This window comes from Salinisphaera orenii subsp. orenii MK-B5 (assembly GCF_003788635.1).
Classification (GTDB): Bacteria; Pseudomonadota; Gammaproteobacteria; order Nevskiales; family Salinisphaeraceae; genus Salinisphaera; species Salinisphaera orenii.
The window spans coordinates 19051-42598 of record NZ_AYKH01000012.1 but is presented as its reverse complement, the minus strand read 5'-3'; the positions used below and the strand labels follow the sequence as shown (position 1 = coordinate 42598).

Annotated in this window: 21 protein-coding genes; 16 read left to right on the top strand and 5 right to left on the bottom strand. The window is 58.6% G+C overall.

Translation table 11 applies throughout. From position 1 onward, the window contains the following. Positions 1 to 177: 177 nt before the first annotated feature. The gene (locus SAOR_RS07105) at positions 178 to 1881 is read right to left on the bottom strand and encodes a sigma-54-dependent Fis family transcriptional regulator (protein WP_123630816.1); all 1704 of its coding nucleotides are present in this window, start codon (positions 1879 to 1881) and stop codon (positions 178 to 180) included. Positions 1882 to 2121: 240 nt separating this feature from the next. On the opposite strand from SAOR_RS07105, the gene SAOR_RS07100 reads away from it, so the two are divergent. The 12 genes from SAOR_RS07100 (at position 2122) to SAOR_RS07045 (ending at position 15137) form a co-directional block, all read left to right on the top strand. Continuing rightward, complete coding sequence (locus SAOR_RS07100; RefSeq protein WP_123630815.1) at positions 2122 to 2466, top strand: c-type cytochrome; 345 nt, start codon at positions 2122 to 2124, stop codon at positions 2464 to 2466. A 1-nt stretch (position 2467) separates the two neighbouring features. Then, positions 2468 to 3013: a hypothetical protein gene (locus SAOR_RS07095; RefSeq protein ID WP_123630814.1), complete on the top strand. Its 546-nt coding sequence runs from the start codon at positions 2468 to 2470 to the stop codon at positions 3011 to 3013. Positions 3014 to 3043: 30 nt separating this feature from the next. After that, a complete protein-coding gene (locus SAOR_RS07090; protein ID WP_123630813.1) occupies positions 3044 to 4600 on the top strand; it encodes an FAD-binding oxidoreductase in 1557 nt (518 codons plus the stop codon). A 250-nt stretch (positions 4601 to 4850) separates the two neighbouring features. Continuing rightward, positions 4851 to 6494, top strand: coding sequence for a flavin-containing monooxygenase (locus tag SAOR_RS07085; RefSeq protein WP_123630812.1), 1644 nt, complete (start codon positions 4851 to 4853; stop codon positions 6492 to 6494). A gap of 73 nt (positions 6495 to 6567) precedes the next feature. Next, complete coding sequence (locus SAOR_RS07080; protein ID WP_123630811.1) at positions 6568 to 6882, top strand: EthD family reductase; 315 nt, start codon at positions 6568 to 6570, stop codon at positions 6880 to 6882. A 58-nt stretch (positions 6883 to 6940) separates the two neighbouring features. Next, positions 6941 to 7885 carry an alpha/beta hydrolase gene (locus SAOR_RS07075; protein WP_123630810.1) on the top strand — a complete coding sequence of 315 codons (945 nt, stop codon included), beginning with the start codon at positions 6941 to 6943 and terminating at the stop codon, positions 7883 to 7885. Between the two features lie 43 nt (positions 7886 to 7928). Next, positions 7929 to 9110, top strand: coding sequence for an OmpP1/FadL family transporter (locus tag SAOR_RS07070; protein WP_123630809.1), 1182 nt, complete (start codon positions 7929 to 7931; stop codon positions 9108 to 9110). A gap of 193 nt (positions 9111 to 9303) precedes the next feature. Continuing rightward, positions 9304 to 10122: a glucose 1-dehydrogenase gene (locus SAOR_RS07065; protein WP_123630808.1), complete on the top strand. Its 819-nt coding sequence runs from the start codon at positions 9304 to 9306 to the stop codon at positions 10120 to 10122. 94 nt (positions 10123 to 10216) lie between these two features. Next, positions 10217 to 12007, top strand: coding sequence for an FAD-dependent oxidoreductase (locus SAOR_RS07060; protein ID WP_185015578.1), 1791 nt, complete (start codon positions 10217 to 10219; stop codon positions 12005 to 12007). Further along, complete coding sequence (locus tag SAOR_RS07055; protein WP_123630806.1) at positions 11997 to 12398, top strand: c-type cytochrome domain-containing protein; 402 nt, start codon at positions 11997 to 11999, stop codon at positions 12396 to 12398. The genes SAOR_RS07060 and SAOR_RS07055 overlap by 11 nt, the downstream gene beginning before the upstream one ends. 294 nt (positions 12399 to 12692) lie before the next feature. Next, entirely contained in the window at positions 12693 to 14144 is a 1452-nt protein-coding gene (locus tag SAOR_RS07050) for an aldehyde dehydrogenase (RefSeq protein ID WP_123630805.1), read from the top strand. A 252-nt stretch (positions 14145 to 14396) separates the two neighbouring features. Then, the gene (locus SAOR_RS07045; RefSeq protein ID WP_123630804.1) at positions 14397 to 15137 is read left to right on the top strand and encodes a sulfite exporter TauE/SafE family protein; all 741 of its coding nucleotides are present in this window, start codon (positions 14397 to 14399) and stop codon (positions 15135 to 15137) included. Between the two features lie 24 nt (positions 15138 to 15161). Here the strand turns inward: SAOR_RS07045 and SAOR_RS07040 are convergent, their stop codons facing one another. Then, complete coding sequence (locus tag SAOR_RS07040; RefSeq protein WP_123630803.1) at positions 15162 to 16472, bottom strand: MFS transporter; 1311 nt, start codon at positions 16470 to 16472, stop codon at positions 15162 to 15164. Between the two features lie 263 nt (positions 16473 to 16735). Further along, the gene (locus SAOR_RS17300) at positions 16736 to 16885 is read right to left on the bottom strand and encodes a hypothetical protein (protein ID WP_342782575.1); all 150 of its coding nucleotides are present in this window, start codon (positions 16883 to 16885) and stop codon (positions 16736 to 16738) included. A gap of 176 nt (positions 16886 to 17061) precedes the next feature. Here SAOR_RS17300 and SAOR_RS07030 point away from each other — a divergent pair, with 176 nt between their 5' ends. Continuing rightward, complete coding sequence (locus tag SAOR_RS07030; RefSeq protein ID WP_123630802.1) at positions 17062 to 17541, top strand: MarR family winged helix-turn-helix transcriptional regulator; 480 nt, start codon at positions 17062 to 17064, stop codon at positions 17539 to 17541. A 30-nt stretch (positions 17542 to 17571) separates the two neighbouring features. Here the strand turns inward: SAOR_RS07030 and SAOR_RS07025 are convergent, their stop codons facing one another. Together SAOR_RS07025 and SAOR_RS07020 are read right to left on the bottom strand one after the other, a co-directional pair. Next, positions 17572 to 19416, bottom strand: a complete 1845-nt coding sequence (locus tag SAOR_RS07025) for a feruloyl-CoA synthase (RefSeq protein ID WP_123630801.1) — start codon at positions 19414 to 19416, stop codon at positions 17572 to 17574. Between the two features lie 42 nt (positions 19417 to 19458). After that, positions 19459 to 20295 carry a p-hydroxycinnamoyl CoA hydratase/lyase gene (locus SAOR_RS07020; RefSeq protein ID WP_123630800.1) on the bottom strand — a complete coding sequence of 279 codons (837 nt, stop codon included), beginning with the start codon at positions 20293 to 20295 and terminating at the stop codon, positions 19459 to 19461. A gap of 351 nt (positions 20296 to 20646) precedes the next feature. Here SAOR_RS07020 and SAOR_RS07015 point away from each other — a divergent pair, with 351 nt between their 5' ends. The 3 genes from SAOR_RS07015 to SAOR_RS07005 are packed head-to-tail and all read left to right on the top strand — an operon-like array spanning position 20647 to position 23515. After that, positions 20647 to 21729, top strand: coding sequence for an aromatic ring-hydroxylating dioxygenase subunit alpha (locus SAOR_RS07015; protein WP_123630799.1), 1083 nt, complete (start codon positions 20647 to 20649; stop codon positions 21727 to 21729). Between the two features lie 26 nt (positions 21730 to 21755). Beyond that, positions 21756 to 22475, top strand: coding sequence for a GntR family transcriptional regulator (locus SAOR_RS07010; protein WP_123630798.1), 720 nt, complete (start codon positions 21756 to 21758; stop codon positions 22473 to 22475). Positions 22476 to 22510: 35 nt separating this feature from the next. Continuing rightward, positions 22511 to 23515, top strand: a complete 1005-nt coding sequence (locus SAOR_RS07005; protein WP_123630797.1) for a PDR/VanB family oxidoreductase — start codon at positions 22511 to 22513, stop codon at positions 23513 to 23515. Positions 23516 to 23548: the final 33 nt, after the last annotated feature.

The window sequence follows — 23548 nt, the reverse complement described above, 5'->3', positions numbered from 1 at the left end:
CGGTCGACAACTACCTTGACGGATAGGGCCACCCTGACATCAAATTAGCGGCGGACCAGCAAATCGCTCAGGCTATAGTTGCCCGATAAAACGAGCAGTTCTATTGACCTCTAACGCAGTCGCTAGAAATATCTAAAAGTGTATAAGTATTAAAGTATCAACCAGCGTATTTCGAACTCATTTATATTTCTTATGTCGATAGTCAAAAGTCGCACGGCTCATGCCGACACTACGTGCCGCAGAAGAGACGTTACCGTTGTTTGCGTTGAGCGCAATCTGGATCATTGTTTGTTCTATCTCGTCTAGACTCTTGCCGGCCGCAAATAGTGGTTTGACCAGAGTCGTTAGGTCGGTTTGTTCATTCGGCATATCCCGAATTTCGATGTGTCCCTGCGCGTCTAACCGATGACTATTTGCTTGCGCGCCGGTGCTCTGTGGCGCCTGGGCAAAAAGCGCGTGCTCGACGATGCGTGTGCGTGGGGCAGTTAGGATGACGCCGCGCTCGACCGTGTTCTTGAGCTCGCGGATATTGCCTGGCCATTGATGGCGCTTAAGTGCTGATACGGCCTGATCGGTGAAACCGAGCGTATGATGTTCATACTGGGTTTCAAAGTTGTGGCGGAACTGTTCGGCGAACTCAACGATATCGTCCATGCGTTCGCGCAGCGCGGGTATGCGCAGCGTCATAGAATTAAGCCGATAAAATAAGTCCTTGCGGAACTGACCGTCTTCTACGCGCACGGAGAGGTCCGCATGGGTCGCGGCAACGAGCCGCACATTTACACTGATCACGCTTTGCCCGCCGACACGTTCGATTTCATTTTCCTCTAGGACGCGTAGCAGCGCCGCTTGGGCACGGGGAGAAAGTTCAGCCACCTCGTCCAGAAACAAGGTCCCGCCAGATGCTCGTTCGAACCGGCCGATGCGCCGCTCCGTTGCGCCGGTGAAAGCGCCTTTTTCCGCGCCGAATAGCTCGGCTTCTACCAGATCGGGCGGAATCGCGGCACAATTGATGGCTACGAATGGGCCTTCGGCTCGGTGGCTGCCTTGGTGAATACGCCGCGCTAACACTTCTTTGCCGGTCCCTGTCTCGCCATGTAGAAGTATGGGTACTTCGGTGGGTGCGGTGCTGTCGAGAAGCGCCAGCATGTTACGGAAGGCACGTGAGCGGCCGGTCGCACTTGGCGGTTGATCGGCGCGAGTACGCGCAATGTCAGCTTGGAGCGTGGCCATCTGGTCTTGTAGCTCGTGGAGTTCATTGATCAGAGGATCAGCTCGAAAATACTCGGCGAAGCTTTCGTGATCGGCCCATTCGTGGGCCAAGCGCCCGACGATCCTGCATCTGGCATCACCTCGACCGCGACATTCCAGTTCGCGGAACTGGACTTCGCGACCGAAAAGATGGCTGGCGTAGGCGCTAGCGTATCCGAGAAGCGTCCAGCAAACGGGCTCGTTTTGCAGGCCCTGGGCTCGCCAAGCATCGACCTCAAAAGAATTCTCCCAGACGAATTCACTGTAGAAGCGATCGTTTTCCAGGTCCATATCGAGCGCGATGGGCACCGCTAGTACCTGACCTTGTAGAGCGTGAAGCTGGGGCCCGGCGAAATAGCTTTCCTCAAGCTGTTCAGGGCGATCGCGAAGCGTATGACCGAGCTCAGCGTCGCGCAGCCCAGCGTGATAGCCAAGCCGCATGAACAGGCCCTTGGCGCGTTCCATGCCTAGGTGCCTAACCAGTTCCTCACGAAAGAAGGCCGAGGCCTGCAGCGGCATAAGCAGCATCCGCTGTTCGCCCAGCCAGATCTGGCCCTCTTCAGGCAGAAAGCGTAGTGCCTGTACGAGGTCTCGGGTGCTTGGATAACTCGGTTTGTATTGACACGGCATTGGCTATCTCTCCTCACTTTTCGTCGCACAAGTTAATTATTTGATGAATTATTATGTATTGCGTTGCGCATATAAACAATAAGTATGCGGCTGGCAGTCGATCGAAAACATCATAGGTTATTGTATTTGAATAGAAGTTCCTTGTGTCAGCAAAGTGGGCACGATCTTTGGATTGACGTAGATTCGCGGTCGCACACGTTGTGATCGCATTTCGACAAAAAGCAAAGGGAGACTGCTGCGATGGAGGTAACCCCAAGGGGCGCGTTAGCTGCGCTGTTCGCACTAATACTGCTTGCCGTGACCGTGACGGCCGCGGAGGCCGAGGAACCGCGCGCGCCACACCAAGTATTCAATCAAGTCTGCGCACATTGCCATATGGGCGATAAGGCCGTGGGGCCGCCCATCACCATGAAATTTCCCGAGTCCGTACATAAGGCGCGTGGCGATTACATGCGCCAAGTTGTGCGCCATGGTCGCAATGCCATGCCCGCATTTCGTCATTCCGAGATCAGCGACGTGGAACTGGATGCGCTGCTCGAAGCGCTCATGAGCGGCGAGTTTGCCCCCCGCAGTACGGAGAAATGACATGACGTTATCGCGACGCGAACTACTCAAGCACGGGCTGGCGCTCGGCTCACTGGCGCCTTTTGCCGTTGGGCTGGCGGCGGGCGAGCCGACCGCGCCCTTGATGGCACGCCGGGTCGCCGTCTATGGCCCCGAGCGCGCGAGCCGAGCATTACGGCAGGGCTTTAGTCGTGCGGGGTGGCAAAGCACTTTCGCTGGCCGACTCAATGTACTGGAGCTCGCCCGTAGCCGCCCGGGCTACTGGATCGCCGGCTTTGCCGACGACGCAGAGTTGGTGCTGTTAACCAGTCTGGCCGCCGGACGCGGCCGAATCGTGGCCCTGGGTCGCCACGCGCCGCAGGCGCACTCAGTACGCAGCTGGAAAACGAATAGCCCGGTGAGTTTCCAAGAATCGAACCCGCGCGACTGGCGCCGTGATCTTGGCGGTCTCTATGCAGCGCTCGCCGACCATACCCCGCTTTCGCCCCACGCCGATACGCGACCTGGACAACGCGTCGTCGCGGCGCCGCGAGACGCGCGCGAGCACAGTTTCCTCATTCGCGTTTAAGCCCTGCCCTCAGAACAAAACGGTAACGACATGAAGCAATCCGACCGCACTCTACCGCCCGGTGTATCCGCCGCCGATTTTGATTCAGCCTTGCAGAAGTTCAAGGATGTTGTAGGCGGCGATAACGTGCTGATCGACAGCGACCACCTCGCGCCGTACACCAAGTTGATGATGGCGGGCCACGACCGCGACTATATCCCCTCCGCTGCGCTATTGGCGACTCGTACGGAACAGGTTCAGGCGATCGTGAAGATCTGCAACGAGTACGGCGTGCCGATATGGCCGATCTCTACGGGAAAGAACCTGGGCTATGGCTCAGCAGCGCCCGGCGAGACCGGTCAGGTGATGCTCGACCTGCGGAACATGGACCAGATCATTGACGTCGACCCGGAGGTCTGCACCGCGCTCATCGAGCCGGGCGTGACCTATCAAAAGCTTTATGACTATATCCAGGAGGCGGGTTACAAGCTGTGGCTGGATCCACCTGCGCCGTCGGCAATCGCCGGGCCGGTAGGTAACACGCTGGATCGTGGCGTCGGTTACACGCCCTACGGCGAGCACTTCATGTTCCAGTGCGGCATGGAAGTCGTGCTACCGAATGGAGAAGTCGTTCGTACGGGCATGGGTGGCATTCCGAACTCTACGTCGTGGCAAGTCTTCAAGTGGGGCTACGGGCCTTACATCGACGGGCTATTCACCCAATCCAACTACGGCATCGTGACCAAAATGGGGCTTTGGCTCATGCCCGCCCCGCCGGCCTATCGTCCCTTCCTGATTCAATACCCAGACCCGGAGGACATCGAGGAAATTGTCGAGATCATGCGTCCGCTGCGTATCAGTCAGGTGATTCCTAACGCAGTCGTGATCGCTCATACCTTGTGGGATGTCGCATCGCACAAGCCACGCAGCGATTTCTATGACGGTGACGGCACGATCCCGCGCGAAGCCATCGACAAGATCAAAAGCGACGAGGGCATCGGCGAGTGGAACATCTATGCCGCGCTATACGGCACGCCTGAACAGATCGAGGTGAACTGGAACATCATCCAGCAAGCCTTCAGCAAAAGCGGTAAGGCGAAGATCTTTCACGGAGAGGCGGCCGAAAAGGCCTCCGGTTCCTTCGGCTATCGAGCCGCGCTCATGAAGGGCGAGATGAACCTCCAAGAGTTTGGCCTTTACAACTGGCGCGGCGGCGGCGGATCCATGTGGTTCGCGCCCGTGTCCCAGGCGAAGGGCAAGGAAACCCGGGACCAGACCGACTTGGCCCAAGAGATTCTCGGCAAGTACGGATTCGACTATGTCGCAGAATACATCGTCGGATGGCGTGACATGCATCACATCATCGACCTGCTCTACGACCGACAGGATCCAGAGGAAAAAGAGCGTGCGCACGCCTGTTTCGCTGAGCTTATCGGTGAATTCGAGAAGCGCGGTTATGGTATTTATCGAACGAACATCGAATTTATGGACCGAGCGGCTCAGAGTTTCGGCGAACCGTTGCGGAATATCCATCGAACGATCAAGGACGCGCTCGATCCAAACGGGATCATTGCCCCTGGTAAGTCCGGCATACGTGGCTCGGTATAAAGCCAGCGCCTTTTTAGAGATAAGCATCGTAATTTTAGAAGTACACGGGAATAGCTTTTAGGTGGGGTGTATCAGGTGCTATCGGAAACGCGAGTGCCCCGGACGTAAAAGCGGTCGGAACATTTCGCCGGCTTAAGTGTTTTGGCGCTCGCTGTCGCCCATTTTATGGATACACGCGCTGGGCAGCACTGCTAAAGACCACTGCCCGATATCCGAACGAAAATATAAGATTAAAGAGGAGATCAGACCTATGACGGAACATCCGGAGAACACTGAGAACGCGAGTTCAGAAAGCAGGATCAATGTGGACGCCCTGGTTGTTGGCGCAGGATTTTCGGGTCTCTATATGCTGCACTTGCTAAGAGATCGTCTTAATCTAAAAGTTGGTCTTATTGAGGCCGCGCCAAGCGTCGGCGGCACATGGTATTGGAATTGCTATCCGGGGGCGCGTTGCGACATACCAAGCTACCACTACTCATATTCTTTTTCCGAAGAATTACAGCAAGAGTGGTCCTGGTCAGAAAAATACGCAGCTCAGCCGGAAATCCTAGAATACCTGAATTATGTGGCGAAAAAATTCGACCTGGCCAAAAATATAACCTTCAACTGCCGCGTATTATCGGCGCACTTTATTGAGGGGCCTAATAGGTGGCATATAAAGACAGATGACGGCAAACAATATGAAGCTAAATACTTCATTCCGGCCGTTGGTACGCTATCTGACGCAAACGTCCCGGAAATCCCTGGACAGCAGGCGTTTGAAGGGGAGTGTTATGTGACCGGAAGGTGGCCGCAGGAGGGTGTGAATTTTACGAATAAACGTGTCGCAGTTATAGGCACGGGTGCGACCGCTGTGCAGGTGATTCCACTAATCGCAAAAGAAGCGGATCACCTGACAGTGTTTCAGCGAACCCCTGCTTGGGCTGCCCCGCTGCAAAACAAGCCACTAACCGAAAAAGATAACGAAGAAATTAAGGAAAATTACAGTGCACTCCGAAACCAGGCGTGGAATTCGTTCGGTGGTGTTCCGTTTCCGAACGCCCGCGCTTCTGCATTAGCAGAATCTCAAGCCCAACGTGCAGAACATTATGAGTCATGCTGGCAAGAAGGAGGTTTCTCGCTGTGGCTTGGTAGTTACCAAGACATATTGTTTGATGAAAAAGCCAATGAAACTGCCGCTGAATTTGTGCGTGCCAAGATTCGCGAACGCGTCGAGGATCCTAGCATCGCGGAAAAGCTATGTCCGCCGGAGGACGTCTACTACGGTGCTAAACGACAGCCGTGCGAAACCGGTTATTACGAGGCTTTTAACCGCAGCAACGTAACGTTAGTTGACGTAAAGCAGACACCAATTCAAGAAATCACGCCCACCGGCCTGCGCACAACACGTGAAACCTATAATTTCGACGTGCTTATCTACGCGACCGGATTTGACGCGTTTACCGGAGCTTTGTTCCGTATGGATATACGGGGGCGAGACGGTCAGCGCCTGAAAGATCAATGGGCCGCGGGTCCTCGGACTCTATACGGCTTAGCTACGCACGGTTTTCCCAATATGTTCACGATAACGGGCCCTCAAAGTCCTTCGGTCCTGTTCAATATGCCCCTTGGAATAGAAATGCACTGCGATTGGATCGCCGACTGCATTGACTATATGGAAAAGAATGACGTCGGGTCGATAGAACCCGATAAAGCGAAAGAAGACGAATGGATTGCACACGTGAAAGAAGTCGCGGACACCACTCTGCTTCCGAAGGCGAGCTCATGGTATTCAGGCGCAAATATCCCGGGGAAACCTCAAATATTTATGGTGTACCTCGGCGGCGGTCCGCGTTATCAAGAAATTATCGAGAATTCCGCACGTAACGGGTACAAGGGATTTTTACTAGAGTGAGCCGACGTTCTGCTCGTAGATCGGGCGCATATATCGACATAGATCTTATACAACACAAAAAGGAACAAGTGTCATGCATAAATTAATAGTGTTCTATCCCCATCCGGACAACCCTGAAGAATTCATGGATTACTACGTGAACAGGCATCTGTCGGAAATTAACAAGTTTCCGGGATTGATATCTGCCTCATATGGTCAAGTCGAGGACGAGGAAAGCCCATATTTCTTGTTTTTCGAGGGCGTGTGGCGTAACGGCGCAGAGCTTAACGATGCCTTGAACTCGGAGGTCGGGCAGGCGTTACTGGCGGACGTGCCAAATTATTCACCCAAAGGGGCTACGATGGTGACGTTAGATGTAAAAGAGGTCGATTTGTCTCAAGAGCGATGAGATAGCGCTTTGTTAGTGAAATAATAAAAGTCTTGAAAAAACAAAAAAAGGTGAGGAGATGACGATTGATTCTGCAGGAAAAGCGTTCTTAGGGTCGCTAAAAGATCAAGGTATAAAGCCATTCCACCAGATGTCGGTTACGGAAGCGCGTGAAGTGATGGGCGGCCTGCGGAAGCTCTTGGGCCCTGGCCCGGAAATGCGCAGCGTCAAAGATGTCCCGCTAGGGGCAAATACTCCCGCGAAATTACGTGTTCTCACGCCGGGTGACGCGATTGATGGGGTAATCATCTACTGTCACGGTGGCGGCTGGACCGTAATGGATATAGACGACTACGACTCGTTAGGTCGCCTTATCGCGTTGGAGACCAATTGCAGCGTCGTCTTGGTAGATTACCGTAAGGCACCGGAAAATCCGTTTCCTGCCGCGCTTGATGATGTTTGGGCGGCGCTCCAATGGGCGACAACGGAATATGCGTCGCGTAATTCGGAAATGCCCGTGCTGATAGCCGGTGACAGTTCCGGGGGGAATCTCGCTGCTGTGGTCGCCCAGATGGCGACAAGTGAAAAGACGTTGGCGATCACGCAGCAGATTCTAATCTATCCGGTTACCCAGCCGGATCTTGAGGGCCCTTGTTATCTGAGTGCTGAAAACCAGGGATTTCTGGGTAAACAGGACATGGCGTGGTTCTGGGATAACTATTGCCCGAATCCACAAGATCGTCTCAAACCTGAAGCATCCCCTCTATTGGCGGAAGAGTTTGCAGGACTCCCTCCCGCCGTTCTCATAACTGCGGAACATGATGTGCTGCGTGACGAAGGCGAAGCGTACGCTCACAAATTAAAAGAAGCAGGTGTCGAAGTTGTACATCAGCGGTTTGCCGGCCAGATGCACGGCTTTTTTAGCTTGTTTAGCCTTTTCCCTGAAAGCACGCGTGCCCGCGCATTCGTCGTGAACGCTATCCGTAATCACCTTAGGGGTTTGCCATCGAAGCATAGTGGTTAATAACACAGCGTAATCCCCTATTTTACAGAAATACGGAAAAATTATGATTGCGAATAGAAAAACTATAAAAAAGACCACGAAAAACACCTGCATCTGCTCGCTCACATGGTTATATGCTCTGTCCGCCAGCGCGGGTAATGGAGTGGAGTTGCCAGGCTATGGGGCGAAATCTCAGGGTATGGGGGGGGTATCTATAGCTTTGCCTCAGGATTCTACGGCGTCAGCAAATAACCCGGCAGGTATGGCGCTGGTCGGCGACCGTATGGACGTTGATGTAACCGTGCTATACGCGCCAGTGGATGCTGACGTTGGTTCGGATAGCTATTCGACCACTGCGTTTGTTCCCGTGCCTACCGCGGGGTTCAATAAGGTATTAAATGAGAAGATTACTGTGGGATTGACCATTTTTGGTCACGGGTTAGGCATTGACTACGAGGAGCCGTTATTGGGGACAACAGATTTAAAGGCTGATCTCAAACAAGTAGTCGCTGCCCCTACGGTCACCTATCAACTTTCTCCTAATCAATATATTGGCTTTTCCCCGCGGTTAGCTTATCAGCGTTTAGATATAGGCGGTCTGGAGGGCGTTGGTTTTTCCAACCCCGGTTCAGAAACTAGTTATGGATACGGTTTTGCGGTTGGCTATCAAGGGAAATTGTTCGAAGACCTGAGTTTAGGGGTTACTTATTTTAGCAGGATTAAATATGGCGAACTAGATCGTTATGACACTTTGCTGCCGAATGGGCGGCTTAACATGCCACGGCGCGCCGGGGTAGGCTTAAGTTACCAATACTCACCGAAGTTTACGCTCGCTGCGGATTTCCTTTGGATTAACTGGGCCGGCGAGGAAGGATATGGCAACAAACTTTCGGAGGGCGGCCCAATGGGGGCAAATGATGGCCCTGGTTTTGGGTGGAAAGACCAAAATATTTTTCGTTTTGGTGCATCGTATGTCGTAAACCGCCGGTGGACTGTGCGTGCCGGCGCCTCGTTCGCTAGCGAGCTAATCCCGAAGTCAGAAACTACCCTCTCTACTCTGGCTCCGCTGAACCAATACGACCATTATAGTCTCGGTGTAACTTATAAGGCATCCCCTCGATGGGAGATAACGGGAAGTTATACATACGCGGACTATGGAAGTATTCGCGGAACCGAGGAAAGTCAAGGGATCAACTTCGACGCTCACATTGACTATATCAATGTCGGGCTTGGCTATAATTTCTAGTGTTTGGGAATGGCTGAGATAAGTACCGTCGCACGCGCTATATTTGTTTAAACCACGCTGATAATTGTGCGTAGGCGGCCGCTATAGACTTCATTTCATGCCGCCATTATCTGCGGGAGATGCCGTGCGAAGTTTAAATTCCGATTTTAAAGCAATTAGAAATGCAAAAATCAAAATTCTAGAGGAGAACCCGATGGGCAATTCAGGTAGCTTATTTTCCCTGAGAGATAAGGTTGTATTGGTAACAGGCGGTGGTCGAGGCCTTGGCGCAGCTATGGGTAAGTTGTTCGCCGATGCCGGGGCCGAAGTCATGCTTTCCGATGTGCTCGCCAAGGAAGGAGAGGAAATTGCAAAGGAAATCTGTGACATGGGGGGGACGGCTAAATTCGTGCATCACGACGTAACTGTCGAGCCCGAATGGGAATCGGCGATAGCCGCGACTGTGAGGGCCTTTGGCCGTGTCGATATCCTAGTTAACAACGCGGGAATCGAACATATGGTGCTGGCTAGCGAGGAGTCCGTTTCCGCGTTCCGACGTCTGATGGAGGTCAACGTGACCGGGGTCTTCCTGGGCTGCAAACATGCCATCCGCGCAATGTCGCCCGATGGCGCTTCGGGGCACGGTGGGTCGATCATCAACATGTCGTCGATCGCCGGCAAAGTCGGCATGCCCGCGGTCACGGCCTACTGTGCATCAAAGGGCGCGGTATCGTTGATGACAAAATCATTGGCGGTGGAATGTGGGTTGCTCAAGAATGGAATCCGGGTCAATTCGATTCATCCTGGCGTTGTCTGGACTGATATGGGTAGCGCCTTGCCCGAGCAGCTTGTGAACGTCGGTCTTGCGCCGAATCCAGAGGCTGCACGCCATATGTTCCTTTCAGGCCATCCCATCGGCCGATTTGGGAGCGTCCCTGATGTTGCGAGCGCGGCGCTGTATTTGGCTTCCGATGCGGCTTCTTGGATGACAGGTTCCGAGTTTGTTGTAGATGGGGGATATACCGCTCAGTAGCGGAAGCGCTGAACAGGAACCAGGAACCAGGAACCAGGAACCAGGAACCAGGAACCAGGAACCAGGAACCAGGAACCAGGAACGAGGAAGAAGCATGGTTGACTACGAAGACAAAGGGCCAGAGAACAACTCAATTAACCGTCGACGTCGTAAGCTACTTGTGTCGACAGGGGCTGGATTGTTGTCTGGCATAGCGGGAATCGCCGCCGTACCGGCCGTTCGGGCAGAAAAGTCGATGAAATGGGAGAGAAAAGCGGATGTGCTCGTCGTGGGCAGTGGCGCCGCTGGTACCGCCGCTGCACTTGCAGCCGCTCAAGCTGGCAGTACAGTACTCATCCTGGAGAAGATGCCGTTTTCTGGAGGGACGACCCGAAAGTCCGCTGGCGTATTTTGGATACCAAATAATCCTTACTTGCGCCAGAAAGGAGTCAACGATGATCGCGAGGGCGCTTTACGTTACATGATCCGGTTGGCTTATCCTGACCTTTATCGGCCGGATCATAAAACCATGGGTATCTCTCCCGACGCTTTTGCACAGCTCGAAACGTTTTATTTAAACGGTAGCCGGGTAATTCAAGCGTTGATGGCTAATACCACGCTCAAGATCAGCCCATGGCACTACAAGCCAGATCAGGTGTGGCCGGATTACCACGCCCACTTGCCGGAGGATGAAGTCGAAGTCGGTCGCTCGTTGGTCACGGACATGAGCGACAATCCCGAAAGCGCCTTTTGGCCGGCCGCCGGCGGCGACGGCAATGCCCTCTTGACCAAACTTCGCGCTGGTTTTGAGGGCAAGCCCGTTGAAGTGCTGTTGGACCACAAGGTTAAGTCGTTGGTTAAAAACGATGGGGGACGCGTCGCGGGGCTCGTTGTCGAAGACCCTGACGCCGGCTTGGTGAAGTTCCAAGCTAGGAAAGGCGTGGTTTTTGCGTCCGGCGGATTTACCCACAACAAGGCGATGGCAGACTGCTTCCTGCGCGGGCGTGTGTGGGGAGGCTGCGCGATGCCGGGAAGTACGGGTGATTTCGTTCCGATTGCTGCAGGTGTAGGCGCAATGTTTGGCAACATGAACAATGCGTGGTGGTGCCAGATTCCAGTGGAACTCGCAGTACGCAGGCGCAGCGTGCCCTACAACGTATGGGTTCCACCAGGCGACAGTATGTTGCAAGTTAACCGTTATGGTCGTCGTTTCGTCAATGAAAAAATCGCGTACAACGAACGAACCCAGGTTCATTTTTATTGGGACCCGGTTAGACTGGAATATCCGAATCTTTTGGGAATCATGATATGGGATGGACGCAGCCACAAGGCTTACGCCGGGTACGATCCTATACCTGGGCCTGACGCTAGCTTGCCAGAATATATCATTCGCGCAGCTACTCTTGATGAGCTAGCGACCAAGGTTGCTACCCACCTCCAACTTTTGGAAGAACACACTGGGGCACTTAAATTAGATGCGTCATTTAAACGCAATTTAGTTGGAGAGATAGAACAGTTTAATCAATTTGCTAGGTCTGGTAAGGATGAGAGGTTTGGTCGGGGCGAGACACCAAATGAAAACGCTTGGCAAACCGTATGGCTCCAGAAGCCAACCAACCCTTATCCAAACAAGACCTTATACCCGATTTCCGAGAAGGGGCCATACTACGCGGTACTACTGGGCGCTGGTACTCTCGACACGAAGGGAGGTGCAGTAATTGATAGTCGATCCCGTGTGCTCAACACCGAGGGCGTACCGATACCGGGGTTGTACGCGGCGGGGAATTGCGTCGCCAGTCCGGCGCATCAAGCTTACTGGGGCGGCGGCGGCACTATTGGTCCGGCACTAACTTTTGGCTATATCGCGGGGGAACAGGTCGCCGGAGCACAGTCATATGACGCCTAAGCTTCTCGCGATTCGCTTTTTCGCTGTACTGCTGGCGTTTTTGTCCTCGGCTCCGAGGGCTGATGATTCGGTTATTTTTAGCAAAGACATTCAGCCCATTCTTAACGAAAGATGCGTTGTATGCCACGTTCGTGGCGCTGAACAAGGGAACCTAGCACTCGATCGGAGAAATGCGTTGGCCAATTTGGTGGCGCAGCCCAGTTCCCAGTCCGGTTTAGCAAGGGTCGAGCCCGGCGATTCCACGGAGAGCTACCTGATACATAAGCTAAAAGGCAACCAGCTGGAAGTCGGCGGCAGCGGCGCACGTATGCCACTGGGTAGTGGGCCTCTAACCAAGAAAGAGATTGCCAAATTCGAGAGTTGGATTAATGAAGGCGCCGCTGGAAATTAGAATTAGCGACGCCCTTCAATATCATGATAATGAACAGGCTTGGTTGCTTCAGCCAGTATCTCGGCGAAGGTGCGGCCCTTGCAGTCTGCTTTTTCGATGCCGCTCCGGATCTAGGCTATAGGTGCCAATAATGAGCGGTTAGTGCTGACTCGAATAGGTTACTGGACATCGCTAAAAGGCTCGATAGATAAGACTTGGCGTGTAGCCAGCTGGTCTTTAATAGCGTGATTCTTGATGAAAATAACCTGAGTTTGTGTTTTGGTTGTAAAAACAGTATTTTGAATGAGGTGAGCCATGCGCAGCATTAATCTTTATATCGGTGGGGAATCGTGCCCGGCGGTGGGCGGCACGACGTTCGACCGCTGTACGCCGGCCTCGGGTATGGTGGCCACTCGTGCGGCAGCCGCGACCGTGGAGAATGCGAACGCGGCCGCCCAAGCGGCTCATGCCGCGTTCGGGGCATGGGCGAAGGTCGGCCCGCACGCCCGGCGGGCGAAATTGCTGGCCGCGGCCGACGAGCTCGAAGCGCGCACCGAGCAGTTCATCGAGTGCATGGTCGCCGAGACCGGCGCCACCGCCGGCTGGGCCGGTTTCAATGTGCATATCGCCGCCGGCATGCTGCGCGAGGCGGCCGCGCTGACCACCCAGGTCAGTGGTCAAACCATTCCCAGCGAGGTGCCCGGCAACTTCGCCTTCTCGGTGCGCGTGCCCTGCGGCGTGGTGCTTGGCATAGCGCCCTGGAACGCGCCCATTATTCTCGGCACGCGGGCCGTCGCTACGGCCCTCGCCTGCGGCAATACGGTGATTCTCAAGGCCTCGGAACAGTGCCCGGCGGTCCATCATCTGATTGGTGAGGCGCTGGTCAGCGCCGGGTTGGGCGAGGGCGTGGTCAACGTGGTGACCAATGCGCCGGAAGACGCAGCCGAGGTCGTGAAAGCGTTGATTGAACACCCGCACGTCCGGCGCGTGAACTTCACCGGTTCCACCGCGGTCGGGCGCATCATCGCCGAGACGGCCGCGCGCCAGCTCAAGCCGGCACTGCTGGAACTGGGCGGCAAGGCGCCGTTCGTGGTGCTCGACGATGCCGATCTGGATGCAGCGGTCGAAGCCGCGGCCTTTGGCGCCTTCTTCAACCAGGGCCAGATCTGCATGTCCAGCGAGCGGCTGATCGTGATGGACAGCGTGGCCGATGCCTTCGTCGAAAAGCTGGCGCGCAAGGCCGAAAGCCTGAAGGCCGGCGATCCGGAGCACGAGGACACGCCGCTGGGCACGCTCATCGGCGAACCGGCACGCGTGAAACTCAACGAGCTGATTGCGGATGCGCGAGAGAAGGGCGCCGACATCGCCTGTGGCGGCGAGGCGGATACGGTGATCATGCAGCCGACGGTCATCGATCGCGTCACCGCGGACATGCGGCTGTACGCGGAAGAGTCCTTCGGCCCGGTGGTGGCGATGATCCGCGCGCGCGACGAAGCCGAGGCCATCCGCCTGGCCAACGACACGGAATACGGCCTGTCGGCCGCCGTATTCAGCGGCGACGGCTCGCGCGGCATGCGTGTCGCCCAGCAGATTCAGTCCGGCATCTGTCACGTGAACGGCCCCACCGTGCACGACGAGGCACAGATGCCGTTCGGCGGCGTGAAGAGCAGCGGCTACGGGCGTTTCGGCGGCCAGGCCGGGATCAACGAATTCACGGAACTGCGCTGGATGACGCTCCAGTCGGGGCCGCGCCACTACCCGATCTGATGTTAGGGGCGTCGCGGGCCTGGGTGCTCGCGGCGCCGTTCGGCCATAAATCGGCCATAAGCCTACGAAGGTCGAGGGGTTGCCGGCCGTTCCGGTCGCGAGTCGAATCGGCTGCTCGGTAATCAACGCATTTGCCGCGGCTTTCGACGCCGGGTCCAGTGGTGGGCAGCAAATCGACAACCCCGGCGGTAAACAAATCGCGGCCGTCGCCTGCAGTGCACAGGCGCCTCTCAGCGCCGAAAACGAGTAATCATGACGCTATCCGAGGTCGCCATCGCGTTCGCCTGCCTGGCCCTGGGTGGGGTGATCAAGGGGGCGACCGGCGCTGGCGCACCGATATTTGCGGTGCCGGCGCTGGCCATGATGTTCGACGTGCAGTTCGCGGTCGTGGTGATGCTGATGCCGAATCTGCTCACCAACTGCTGGCAGGCCTGGCGTTTCCGCCATCAGCGATTGTCGACGCGATTTCATCTTGGCTTCGCCGGCGCCGGTGCTGTGGGTGTGCTGCCCGGCAGCGTGATGCTGGCGCGTTTGCCGCCGCATTTTCTGTCTCTCGGTGTGGCCTTCGCGGTGATCGCTTATATCGCTTTTCGGGTCGCGCGCCCGGGCTGGTCCATCGGCCGCGCTCTTGCGCGCCGCCTGAGCGCACCGGCGGGGTTGTCGGCCGGGCTGCTCCAGGGCGCGTCCGGGTTGTCGGCGCCCGTGTCATTGACGTTCCTCAACGCAATGAAGCTGGAGAGGCCGTATTTCATCTTCTCGGCGTCGCTGTTCTTTGTGGCCATGACGTTGCCGCAACTGCCGATGCTCGTCGCGCTCGGCGTGCTTACGCCACAGCGCCTATTGCTGAGCACGTGCGCGTTGTTGCCGGTCGTGCTGTTCATGCCGCTGGGTGCGCGCCTGGCCCGACATCTGCCGCGTAAGCTTTTCGACCGCGTGATCCTTGCCGTACTGGGCATTCTGGCGGTCAAACTCCTGCTAGACGCGTTGCTCTAGCGCTCCTCTGCAACGTCACGACTCTCAGGTCGTGGTGGGCTCACGCTGGGTCTTGAGGAAGAACAGCGCTGCAGCAGCCAGCAGCGAGCCGCTGGCCATGAGGATGGCCACGCCCTGCAGGCCGAAGCCGCCCTCGAACAGGAAGCCGGCGACGATCGGCGACAGCGATGCACCGCCACGGCCGATGCCGATCGCAAAACCGGTGCCGGAGGCGCGTACATGGGTCGGAAACGCCTCGGCGAAGATCGCATACAGGCCGACCACGCCAGCGTTGGTGAAAAAGCCGGCGCTGGCGGCCACCAGCGCGAGCCCGGTGAGGGTGGTATGGCCGCTGCCGAATACCGACACCATCACGAACGACACCAGCAGTACGCCGATGGTGAGAATGCGAACCGGAAAACGCCGCGTGAGTAGGCCGAGCAGGGCGCCGCCGATCGCGCCGCCGACGTTGGCCCAGACCAGCACCCCGGCCGCCGAGGAGGCGGCGAAGCCCATGTCCACGACGATCTTCGGTACCCACTTGAGGATGAAATAGAAGGTCGCGATATGGGTGAAATAAGCCAGCGTGACGATCACGGTTGTGGCGATAAGCGCCGGGCTGAACAGATCGCTGGTCGCGCCCTTGAGTTCTTCCTTGCGTGGCGGCGGCAGCGCGTCGGCGGTGGCATGACCCATGCGCTTGAGGGTCTTGTTGACGCGCTCGAGCGCGCCCTTGGGCTGGCGCTGGCACAGAAAGGCGACGGTCTCGGGCAGGCGGAACCAGACGATGGGGATGAACAGCAGGGACACACAGCCGCCGAGCAGAAACACCGCACGCCAGCTGTAGAACTGCAGCAGCCAGGCGGCGACCGAGCCACCGAGCACGGCGCCGATCGGATAGCCGATGGCCATCAGCGACACCGCGAGATTGCGGTTCTTGTCGTTGCTGTGTTCGGCCACGGCAGCGTTGGTGGCGGCGAGCATGCCGCCGATGCCCAGGCCGGTGAGCAGCCGCCAGATCGATAGCGTGGTTACGCCCGTCGCCATGGTTGCAAGCAGCATGCCGACCGACATCACGACCAGACAACCGAGAATCATGGGGCGACGCCCGATCTTGTCGGTCACGCCGCCGAGCATGATCGAGCCGGCGGCCATGCCCATCAGTTCGACCGCGAGCACGAAGCCGAGCGCAGCGCGGTTGATGCCCCATTCCGCCGCGATGCCGGGCGCAGCAAAGCTGATGGAGAGGACGTCGAAACCGTCGAGGCCGTTCAGGCCGACCGTGATGGCGATCGCCACGATCTGGAACGACGTGAGTTTCGACCGCGATACGATCTGGTCGGGCGTGGTGGCCATGCGGATTCTCCTCCGGCGTGGTTATGTTTCGTCTTCGCGGGCCCGTTTATGCTCAGGGCCTCGCTGTAGCGGGCACGAGCTTTTGCTCGCACACTGCCAATGTGCGCGTGGCGAACAGTAGTTCGCAAGGCGCTACGTTAGTTCATCCCAGTTGTTGCGCTCTGTCAAACCTGCCCGTATGCCATGGCGACAGGTAGGCACGCCCGGTCGCCGACGCCTGGAGAGCGCGCAGGGCCAAGTCGAATATCGGGAAGAGCGTGCGCTCAGGGTTCGATCACGGTGGTCGGCACCTCGATCAGTGTCGGCCGATCGGTGGTCTCCAGCGCCTGGGCATAGGCGACACGGAAGGCTTCACGATCGCGGGTGCGCTGGGCCTGGACGCCGTAGCCGGCCGCGATGGAACAGAAATCCAGGCCCGGCAGATCGATGCCGGGCGCGTCTTCGGCGTCCAGCAGGTTACGACGGCGAGGTGGTACTGGCCGACGACTTGAGCGTCTATTAGCGATCGTCTCTCACCGGTTCGATCGGCCGGCGCCCGTCGGCCTCGCGTATCATGCCCGGCATCATTCGCGAGTCTTGATTCCGATTCATGTCGAAGGATGCGCCGGGCGCGGCGAACAATGCCGATGATGCGACGCCGTCGACATCGGACGATTCGGTGCTGCGCTCACTGGTCGGCTACCAGGTGCGTCGCGCCGATATCGCCATGCGCCAGGCCTTCGCCCGGCGTATCGGCACGCCGTTCGGTCTTACGCCGGTGGAATTCTCGGTGCTCGTGCTGCTCGGCGAGAGCGCCCAGCTGACCCACAAACAGCTCAGCGAGGCGCTGGCGGTCGCACCGTCGAACATGGTTTTGGTGGTCGGCCGGCTGCGCAAGCGCGAGCTCATCACGCGTACCCGCAATCCCGATGACGGCCGCTCGATCTTCCTGTTGCTGACCGAGGCCGGGCAGGCGCTACGGGACCAAGCGCGGGCCGAGGTCGAACGCATGGAAGACGAGATGTTTGCCGGCGTGGACCGGCAGGCCCGTGCGCAACTGCTGCATACCCTGCGCCAGCTGCGCTTCTAGAGCGTATGTCGTAGGTCCGGCGGCCCGGTATCAATCGATCGACAGCTGATGCGGCGCGCTGTCTTCATGCAGCGCATCCACGAGTTCTGCCCGTCGTGCGAGCACCCGGCGCTGGTTGATCGAGCCCTTGTCGGTGACTTCCTGGGCGTCGAAGGAGGGCGGCTCGGCGAGAATGCAGGCGCGGGCGATACGCGTGGCACTGCCGGTGGCCTGCCTGTTCACCTGCGCGATGAGTTCGGCGAAATGGCGCTGTATGGACGCGCAGGCGGCGAGCTGTTCCTCGTTCATTGCTTGCCGGGTATCCGCGAGTTCCTGACAGGCCTGGGCATCGGCAAAGATCAGCAGGCCGATATCGGCACGGTCCGCACCGGTGATGACCACATCCTGAAAATACGGTGCGGCGACGCCCAGCACGCGCCCGCGCAGCGCGCCGGTGGCGACGAAGCTGCCTGAGGACAGTTTGAAGTTCTCGGCAATCCGCCCGGCAAAGAACAGGCCGCGGTTGGGAACATGCGGATCGGCGAACTCGAGGGCGTCGCCACTGCTGTAGAACTGCTCGTCGTCGAACGCCTCGGCGCTCTTGTCTGCGTTGCGCCAGTAGCCGGGCATGACGTGGGGCCCGGCAAAGCGGGCCTCGTAGCGTTGGTCCTCGATCGGCACCAGTTTGAGCGTGCTGCCCGGGCAGGGCAGGCCGACCGCCCCGGCGCGCAGATCGCCGCCGGTGGTGAACATGGCCGAGGGCGCCGTTTCGGTGGCGCCGAGACCGGACATGAACGGAATACGCTCGCCGCATTCCTGTTCGGCGATGGCATCGAGCCGATCCCAGACCGATTGCGCGAGCCCGGCCGCAGCGAAGAACTTGAGTTCCAGGCGTTTGTAGAAGACCCGGCGCAGGTCGGGCTCGGTTTCCAGCGCCCGGGTGAGCTTTTCCCAGCAGCCGGGCACGTTGAGATAGAGCGTGGGCGAGATTTCCCGCAGGTTGCGCAACGTTTCGCCGAACAGCGCCGGCGTCGGTTTGCCCTCGTCTATATAAAGAGTGCCGCCGTTATAGACCACGATGCCGACGTTGTGACTGCCGCCGAAGGTATGGTTCCAGGGCAGCCAGTCGACCAGTACCGGTGGTGTCTCGGCCATGAACGGAAAGGTCTGCAACAGCATCTGCTGGTTCGAGCAGAGCATGCGCTGGGTGGTGGTCACCGCCTTGGGCAGGCTGGTCGAGCCCGAGGTGAACAGGAACTTGGCGACGGTGTCGGGGCCGGTGGCGGCATGCACCTCGTCGATATCGTCGGCGGCGGGATGACGTTCCAGTTCGGCGAAATCGGTATGGGCGCGTGATTCGAGCGTACCGCGTACGCCGACCACTTCGGTGTCCGCGTCCACGGTGGCGGCGATCGCCGGCGCATAGGCATTCAGATCGTCGGCGAACACGAGCCCGGGCGTGAGCAGGCGCATGGCGTGGGCGACCTTGAAATAGTCGCTGGAACGCAGCGAGGCTGCCGGCGAGAGCGGGCAGTGGGGAATGCCGGCATACATCGCCCCGAAGGCGAGCACGAGATGCTCGATGCTGTTTTCCGAGAGGATGAGCAGCGGCCGCTCGGCGGAGAGATCGCGTTCGCGTAGAGCAGAAGCGATACGCCGTACCCGATCGAGCATCTCGCCATAGCTGACGTGGCGCCATGCCTCATCGGCGTCGCGCCGGGCGACCAGGCTGCGATCGGGGTATGCCTGCGCGCCGTCGATCAGGCGGTCGAGCAGGCGCTCCGGGTAGGCCTCGAGCCCCTGGTTCGGACGCATGTAGATCGCGCCGTCGGCGGCTGTCTCGACATGGCACGACCAGCGCCCGAGCGCCGTTTCGCGATAGCGGGGTTCGGACATGCGTTTCTCCTCTACGGCTGTCCGTTATTGTCCGGCTCGTCGTTAGCGTTCGCGCTGGTAGGCCTGCAGCCCCGGTTTGATGCTCTTGTCGTCCAGGAACTGCTTGAGGCCTTCGTCGCGGCCGCGCTCGGGATCGCGATGCAGGGACTGATCGATCTTGGCGTAGAGATAGTCCTCGTTCTGTTCCCAGGTCAGCTCGCGGCAGCGTTTGAAGCCGTGCTTGGCGGTACGCAGGGCGACCGGACTCTTGTCGATCAGTTTTTCTGCCAGTTCGCGTACATGGGATTCGAGGTCGGCGAGCGGCACGCTGGCGTTGACCAGGCCTATCGCGGCTGCTTGTTCGCCGGTGAAGGTCTCGCCGGTCATGATGTAGTAGAGCGCCTGGCGGTGGCCGATGGTGTCGGCCAGGGCTTTGCTGACTAGGTTCCCGGGCGGGATGCCCCAGTTGATTTCGGACAGTCCGAACACGGCCTCGTCGGCCGCGATCGCCAGATCGCAGGCCACCAGCGGCGAAAACGCGCCGCCAAAGCACCAGCCGTTGACCATGGCGACGGTGGGCTTGGTGTAGAAACGCAAAAGGCGCCATTGCCACTGCGAGCAGTCACGGCGAATACGTTCCTGCACGATCTCGGGCGCGGCATCCACCTCGCGGAAATACTCCTTGAGATCCATGCCTGCGGTCCAGGCCTCACCGGCACCGCGCAGCACGAGCACGCGGGCGTCGTCATCGAGTTCGACGGCATCGAGCACGTCGATCATTTCCTTGTTGAGCGTCGGGCTCATGGCGTTGCGTTTTTCCGGCCGGTCCAGCGTGACCCAGGCAATGCCCGACGCTACCGTGACCGAGACGGTCTTCCATCTGTTCTCGTAATCGCTCATGGCCGCTGCTCCTCTGGTATTGGCGAAAAATCCAGACCGATCGTTTCACGGAAAGAAGTTATTTGCAATAACTAAATGGCTGTAACGGAGCTGGTCGAGTCTGTATACAAAAATGCCGTTAGCGCGCGCAGTTTGCGCAGAAAGTAACCAATTTGGGCACAGGATCGAACGCTCAAAAAATAGTTATATAGCATCATAAAACGCGAGTAATAAGGTTTTACGCGCGATTGCGCAGCGGATTCACGGCCTCGGGTGTTTGACTGTCGCGAAAGCCTTGCGCATGTTTTCTGCATACAGGCTGTATACAAGCCTGTGGTGTTCATTCGATATGCGAGTTGGAGGAGACGCGCAATGACGACCCGAACCTATCCGATCAATGCCTGGTATGCCGCGGCCTGGGCGCATGAGATCGAGCACGAGCTCAATGCCCGCACGGTCTGCGAACGCGATCTGGTGATCTATCGCAAGACCACCGGCGACGTGGTGGCCCTCGAAGACGCCTGCTGGCATCGGCTGCTGCCGCTGTCGCTGGGCAAGCTTGTCGATGACGATGTGATGTGTGGCTATCACGGCCTGAAATACGACGACGAGGGTCGTTGCGTATTCATGCCGTCGCAGGAAACCATCAACCCCTCGGCCTGTGTGCGCGCCTTTCCGGTAAGCGAGCAGCACGGCCTGATCTGGGTCTGGACCGGTGACCCGGCGTTGGCCGATCCTGCCAAGGTGCCGGATTTTCACTGGAATACCGACCCGAATCTGGCCGGCAAGGGCGGCACCTTCTACAGCATGGGCTGTGACTACCGCCTGCTGGTCGACAACCTCATGGATCTCACCCACGAGACCTTCGTGCATGCCGGCAGCATTGGCCACGATGCGATCACGCGCACGCCGTTCGAGATCGACCATACCGATACCGACGTGACCATGACGCGCTGGATGCACAACTTCGACGCGCCGCCGTTCTGGGCCTGGCAGCTGGGCCGCGACGTGCCGGTCGATCGCTGGCATATCATCAACTTCCAGGCGCCCTCGACCGTGGTGGGTGATGTCGGCGTGGCCGAGACCGGCACCGGCGCCGATCAGGGCGATCGCTCGAAAGGCGTGACCGGCTATTTCATGGCGGCCATCACCCCGGAAACGGCGACCACCTGCCATTACTTCTGGAACTTCGTGCGTGACCACCACGTCGACGACCCGCAGTGGACCGAAGACCTGAACAAGGCCCATGTCAACGGCGATAACGGTGTCTACGAACAGGACGTCACCGTGCTCGAAGCCCAGCAGCGGGCGATCGACAAGCAGCCGCGCCAGCCGTTCTATAGCCTCAATATCGATGCCGGCGCGCTGTGGGCGCGGCGTCTGATCGACCGTATGATCGAGGAGGAAGGCGAAATCTTCCGCCGCCCGGCGCCCGAGCGCGCCAGCGCCGGCTGATCCCTGCGGCGACAAGGAAACGGGTAGTGCAACAGCGTATCAAGGCAGTTCTGCGGCTACGGGAGATGATTCTCGACGGCGAACTCGCCGCCGGCAGTCGCCTGTCGGAGCCCATGCTCGCCGAGCTGATCCAGGTCTCGCGTACCCCGGTACGCGTGGCCCTGGTTCAGCTCGAGCACGAGGGGCTGCTGGAGCTGCTGCCCGGCGGCGGCTATCGCATCCGTGTGTTCGCCGAGAAGGACATCTTCGACGCGATCGAACTGCGCGGCACCTATGAAGGGCTGTGTGCACGCTATGCCGCCGAAAGCGGGGCGAGCGCGCTGGAACTCGAGCGCCTCGCCGGGCATATCGCCGGCATCGACGAGGTGCTGGAGAGCGATCAGCTCAGCGAGGGCGATTTCCTGCGCTATATGGAGATCAACCAGCAGCTGCACGACTGCGTGATCGACATGGCGCACAGCCCGATGCTGGCGGAGGCCATGAACCGCATCGTGACCTTGCCATTCGCCTCGCCCAGCGCCTTCGTGCTGGTGCATGCCGAGATACCCGAATCCCGCCACGTGCTGACCATCGCCCAGCATCAGCATCACAGCCTGTATGAAGCGATCGCGGACGGCGAGGGCAGCCGCGCCGAGGCGATCGCGCGCGAACATGCCCGCAGTGCCAAACGCAATCTGCAGATCGTGCTGCGCCAACAGGATGCGATGGATCGCGTGCCGGGACTGCAACTGATCAAGCGCGGCTGAACGACCGCGCCCGAACCTACAAAGAGGAGATACCCATGGCGACCTATCAGAGTTTTCGCCCCGCCGTGCTGCGCGACACCCTAGATGTGGCCAGCGACGTGCGCCTGTTCAGCATCGAGCCCGAGCACGGGCTGTCGAGCTACCAGGTCGGCAGTCATATCGATATTCAGGTGATGGTCAACGAGCGACCCGAATACCGCTCCTTTTCGCTGGTCGACGGCGGCCAGACCGAGGGCGGCGTCTATCGCATCGCGGTCAAGGACCGCCCCGACGGGCATGGCGGCTCGCGTTATCTGTGGTCGCTCGAGCCCGGCGCGCGGGTGATGATCTCCGAGCCCAAGGATCGTTTCCCGCTGTCGCATCGTGGGCACGAATACCTGCTGGTCGCCGGCGGGATCGGCATCACGCCGATCTATGGCATGGCGCGGGCGCTGGTCGCCCGTGGTGTCGACGTGAGCGTGCTCTATGCCGCCCGTACCCAGGAACAGCTGGCTTTCGCCGCCGAGCTGCAGGAACTGCTCGGCGACCGGCTCAAGCTGTTCGTCACCGGCGAGGGCCAGCGCATGGAAGCCGCGGCCGAGATCGCCAGACTCGGCGACGACGCCGAGCTGTATATCTGCGGCCCGTTATCGCTGCGCGAGGATTTCCTGCGTGAATGGCTGGCGGCCGGGCGCTCGCAGTCGAAGTTCCGGTTCGAGACCTTTGCCAGCAGCGGCAAATATCCGGACCAGCCTTTTGATGTGCGCATCGCCAATCGCGATATGGCGATTCGGGTGGAAAAGGACCAGTCGCTGCTGCAGGCGCTGCAGGTCAACGGCGTCAACGAAGTCCTCTACGACTGCGAACACGGCGAATGCGGCCTGTGCACGGTCGACGTGCTCGACTACAGCGGCAAGCTGGATCATCGCGACGTGTTCTATAGCGATCGCCAGAAGGAAGCCAACAACCGTATCTGCACTTGTGTATCGCGGGTCTACGACGGCGAACTGGTGATCGATACGTCGCGCCATCTGGTCGATACCGGGCGCGCCGACGCCTGAGTCGCGCGAAACTGGATCAAGACCCTGGCTTCG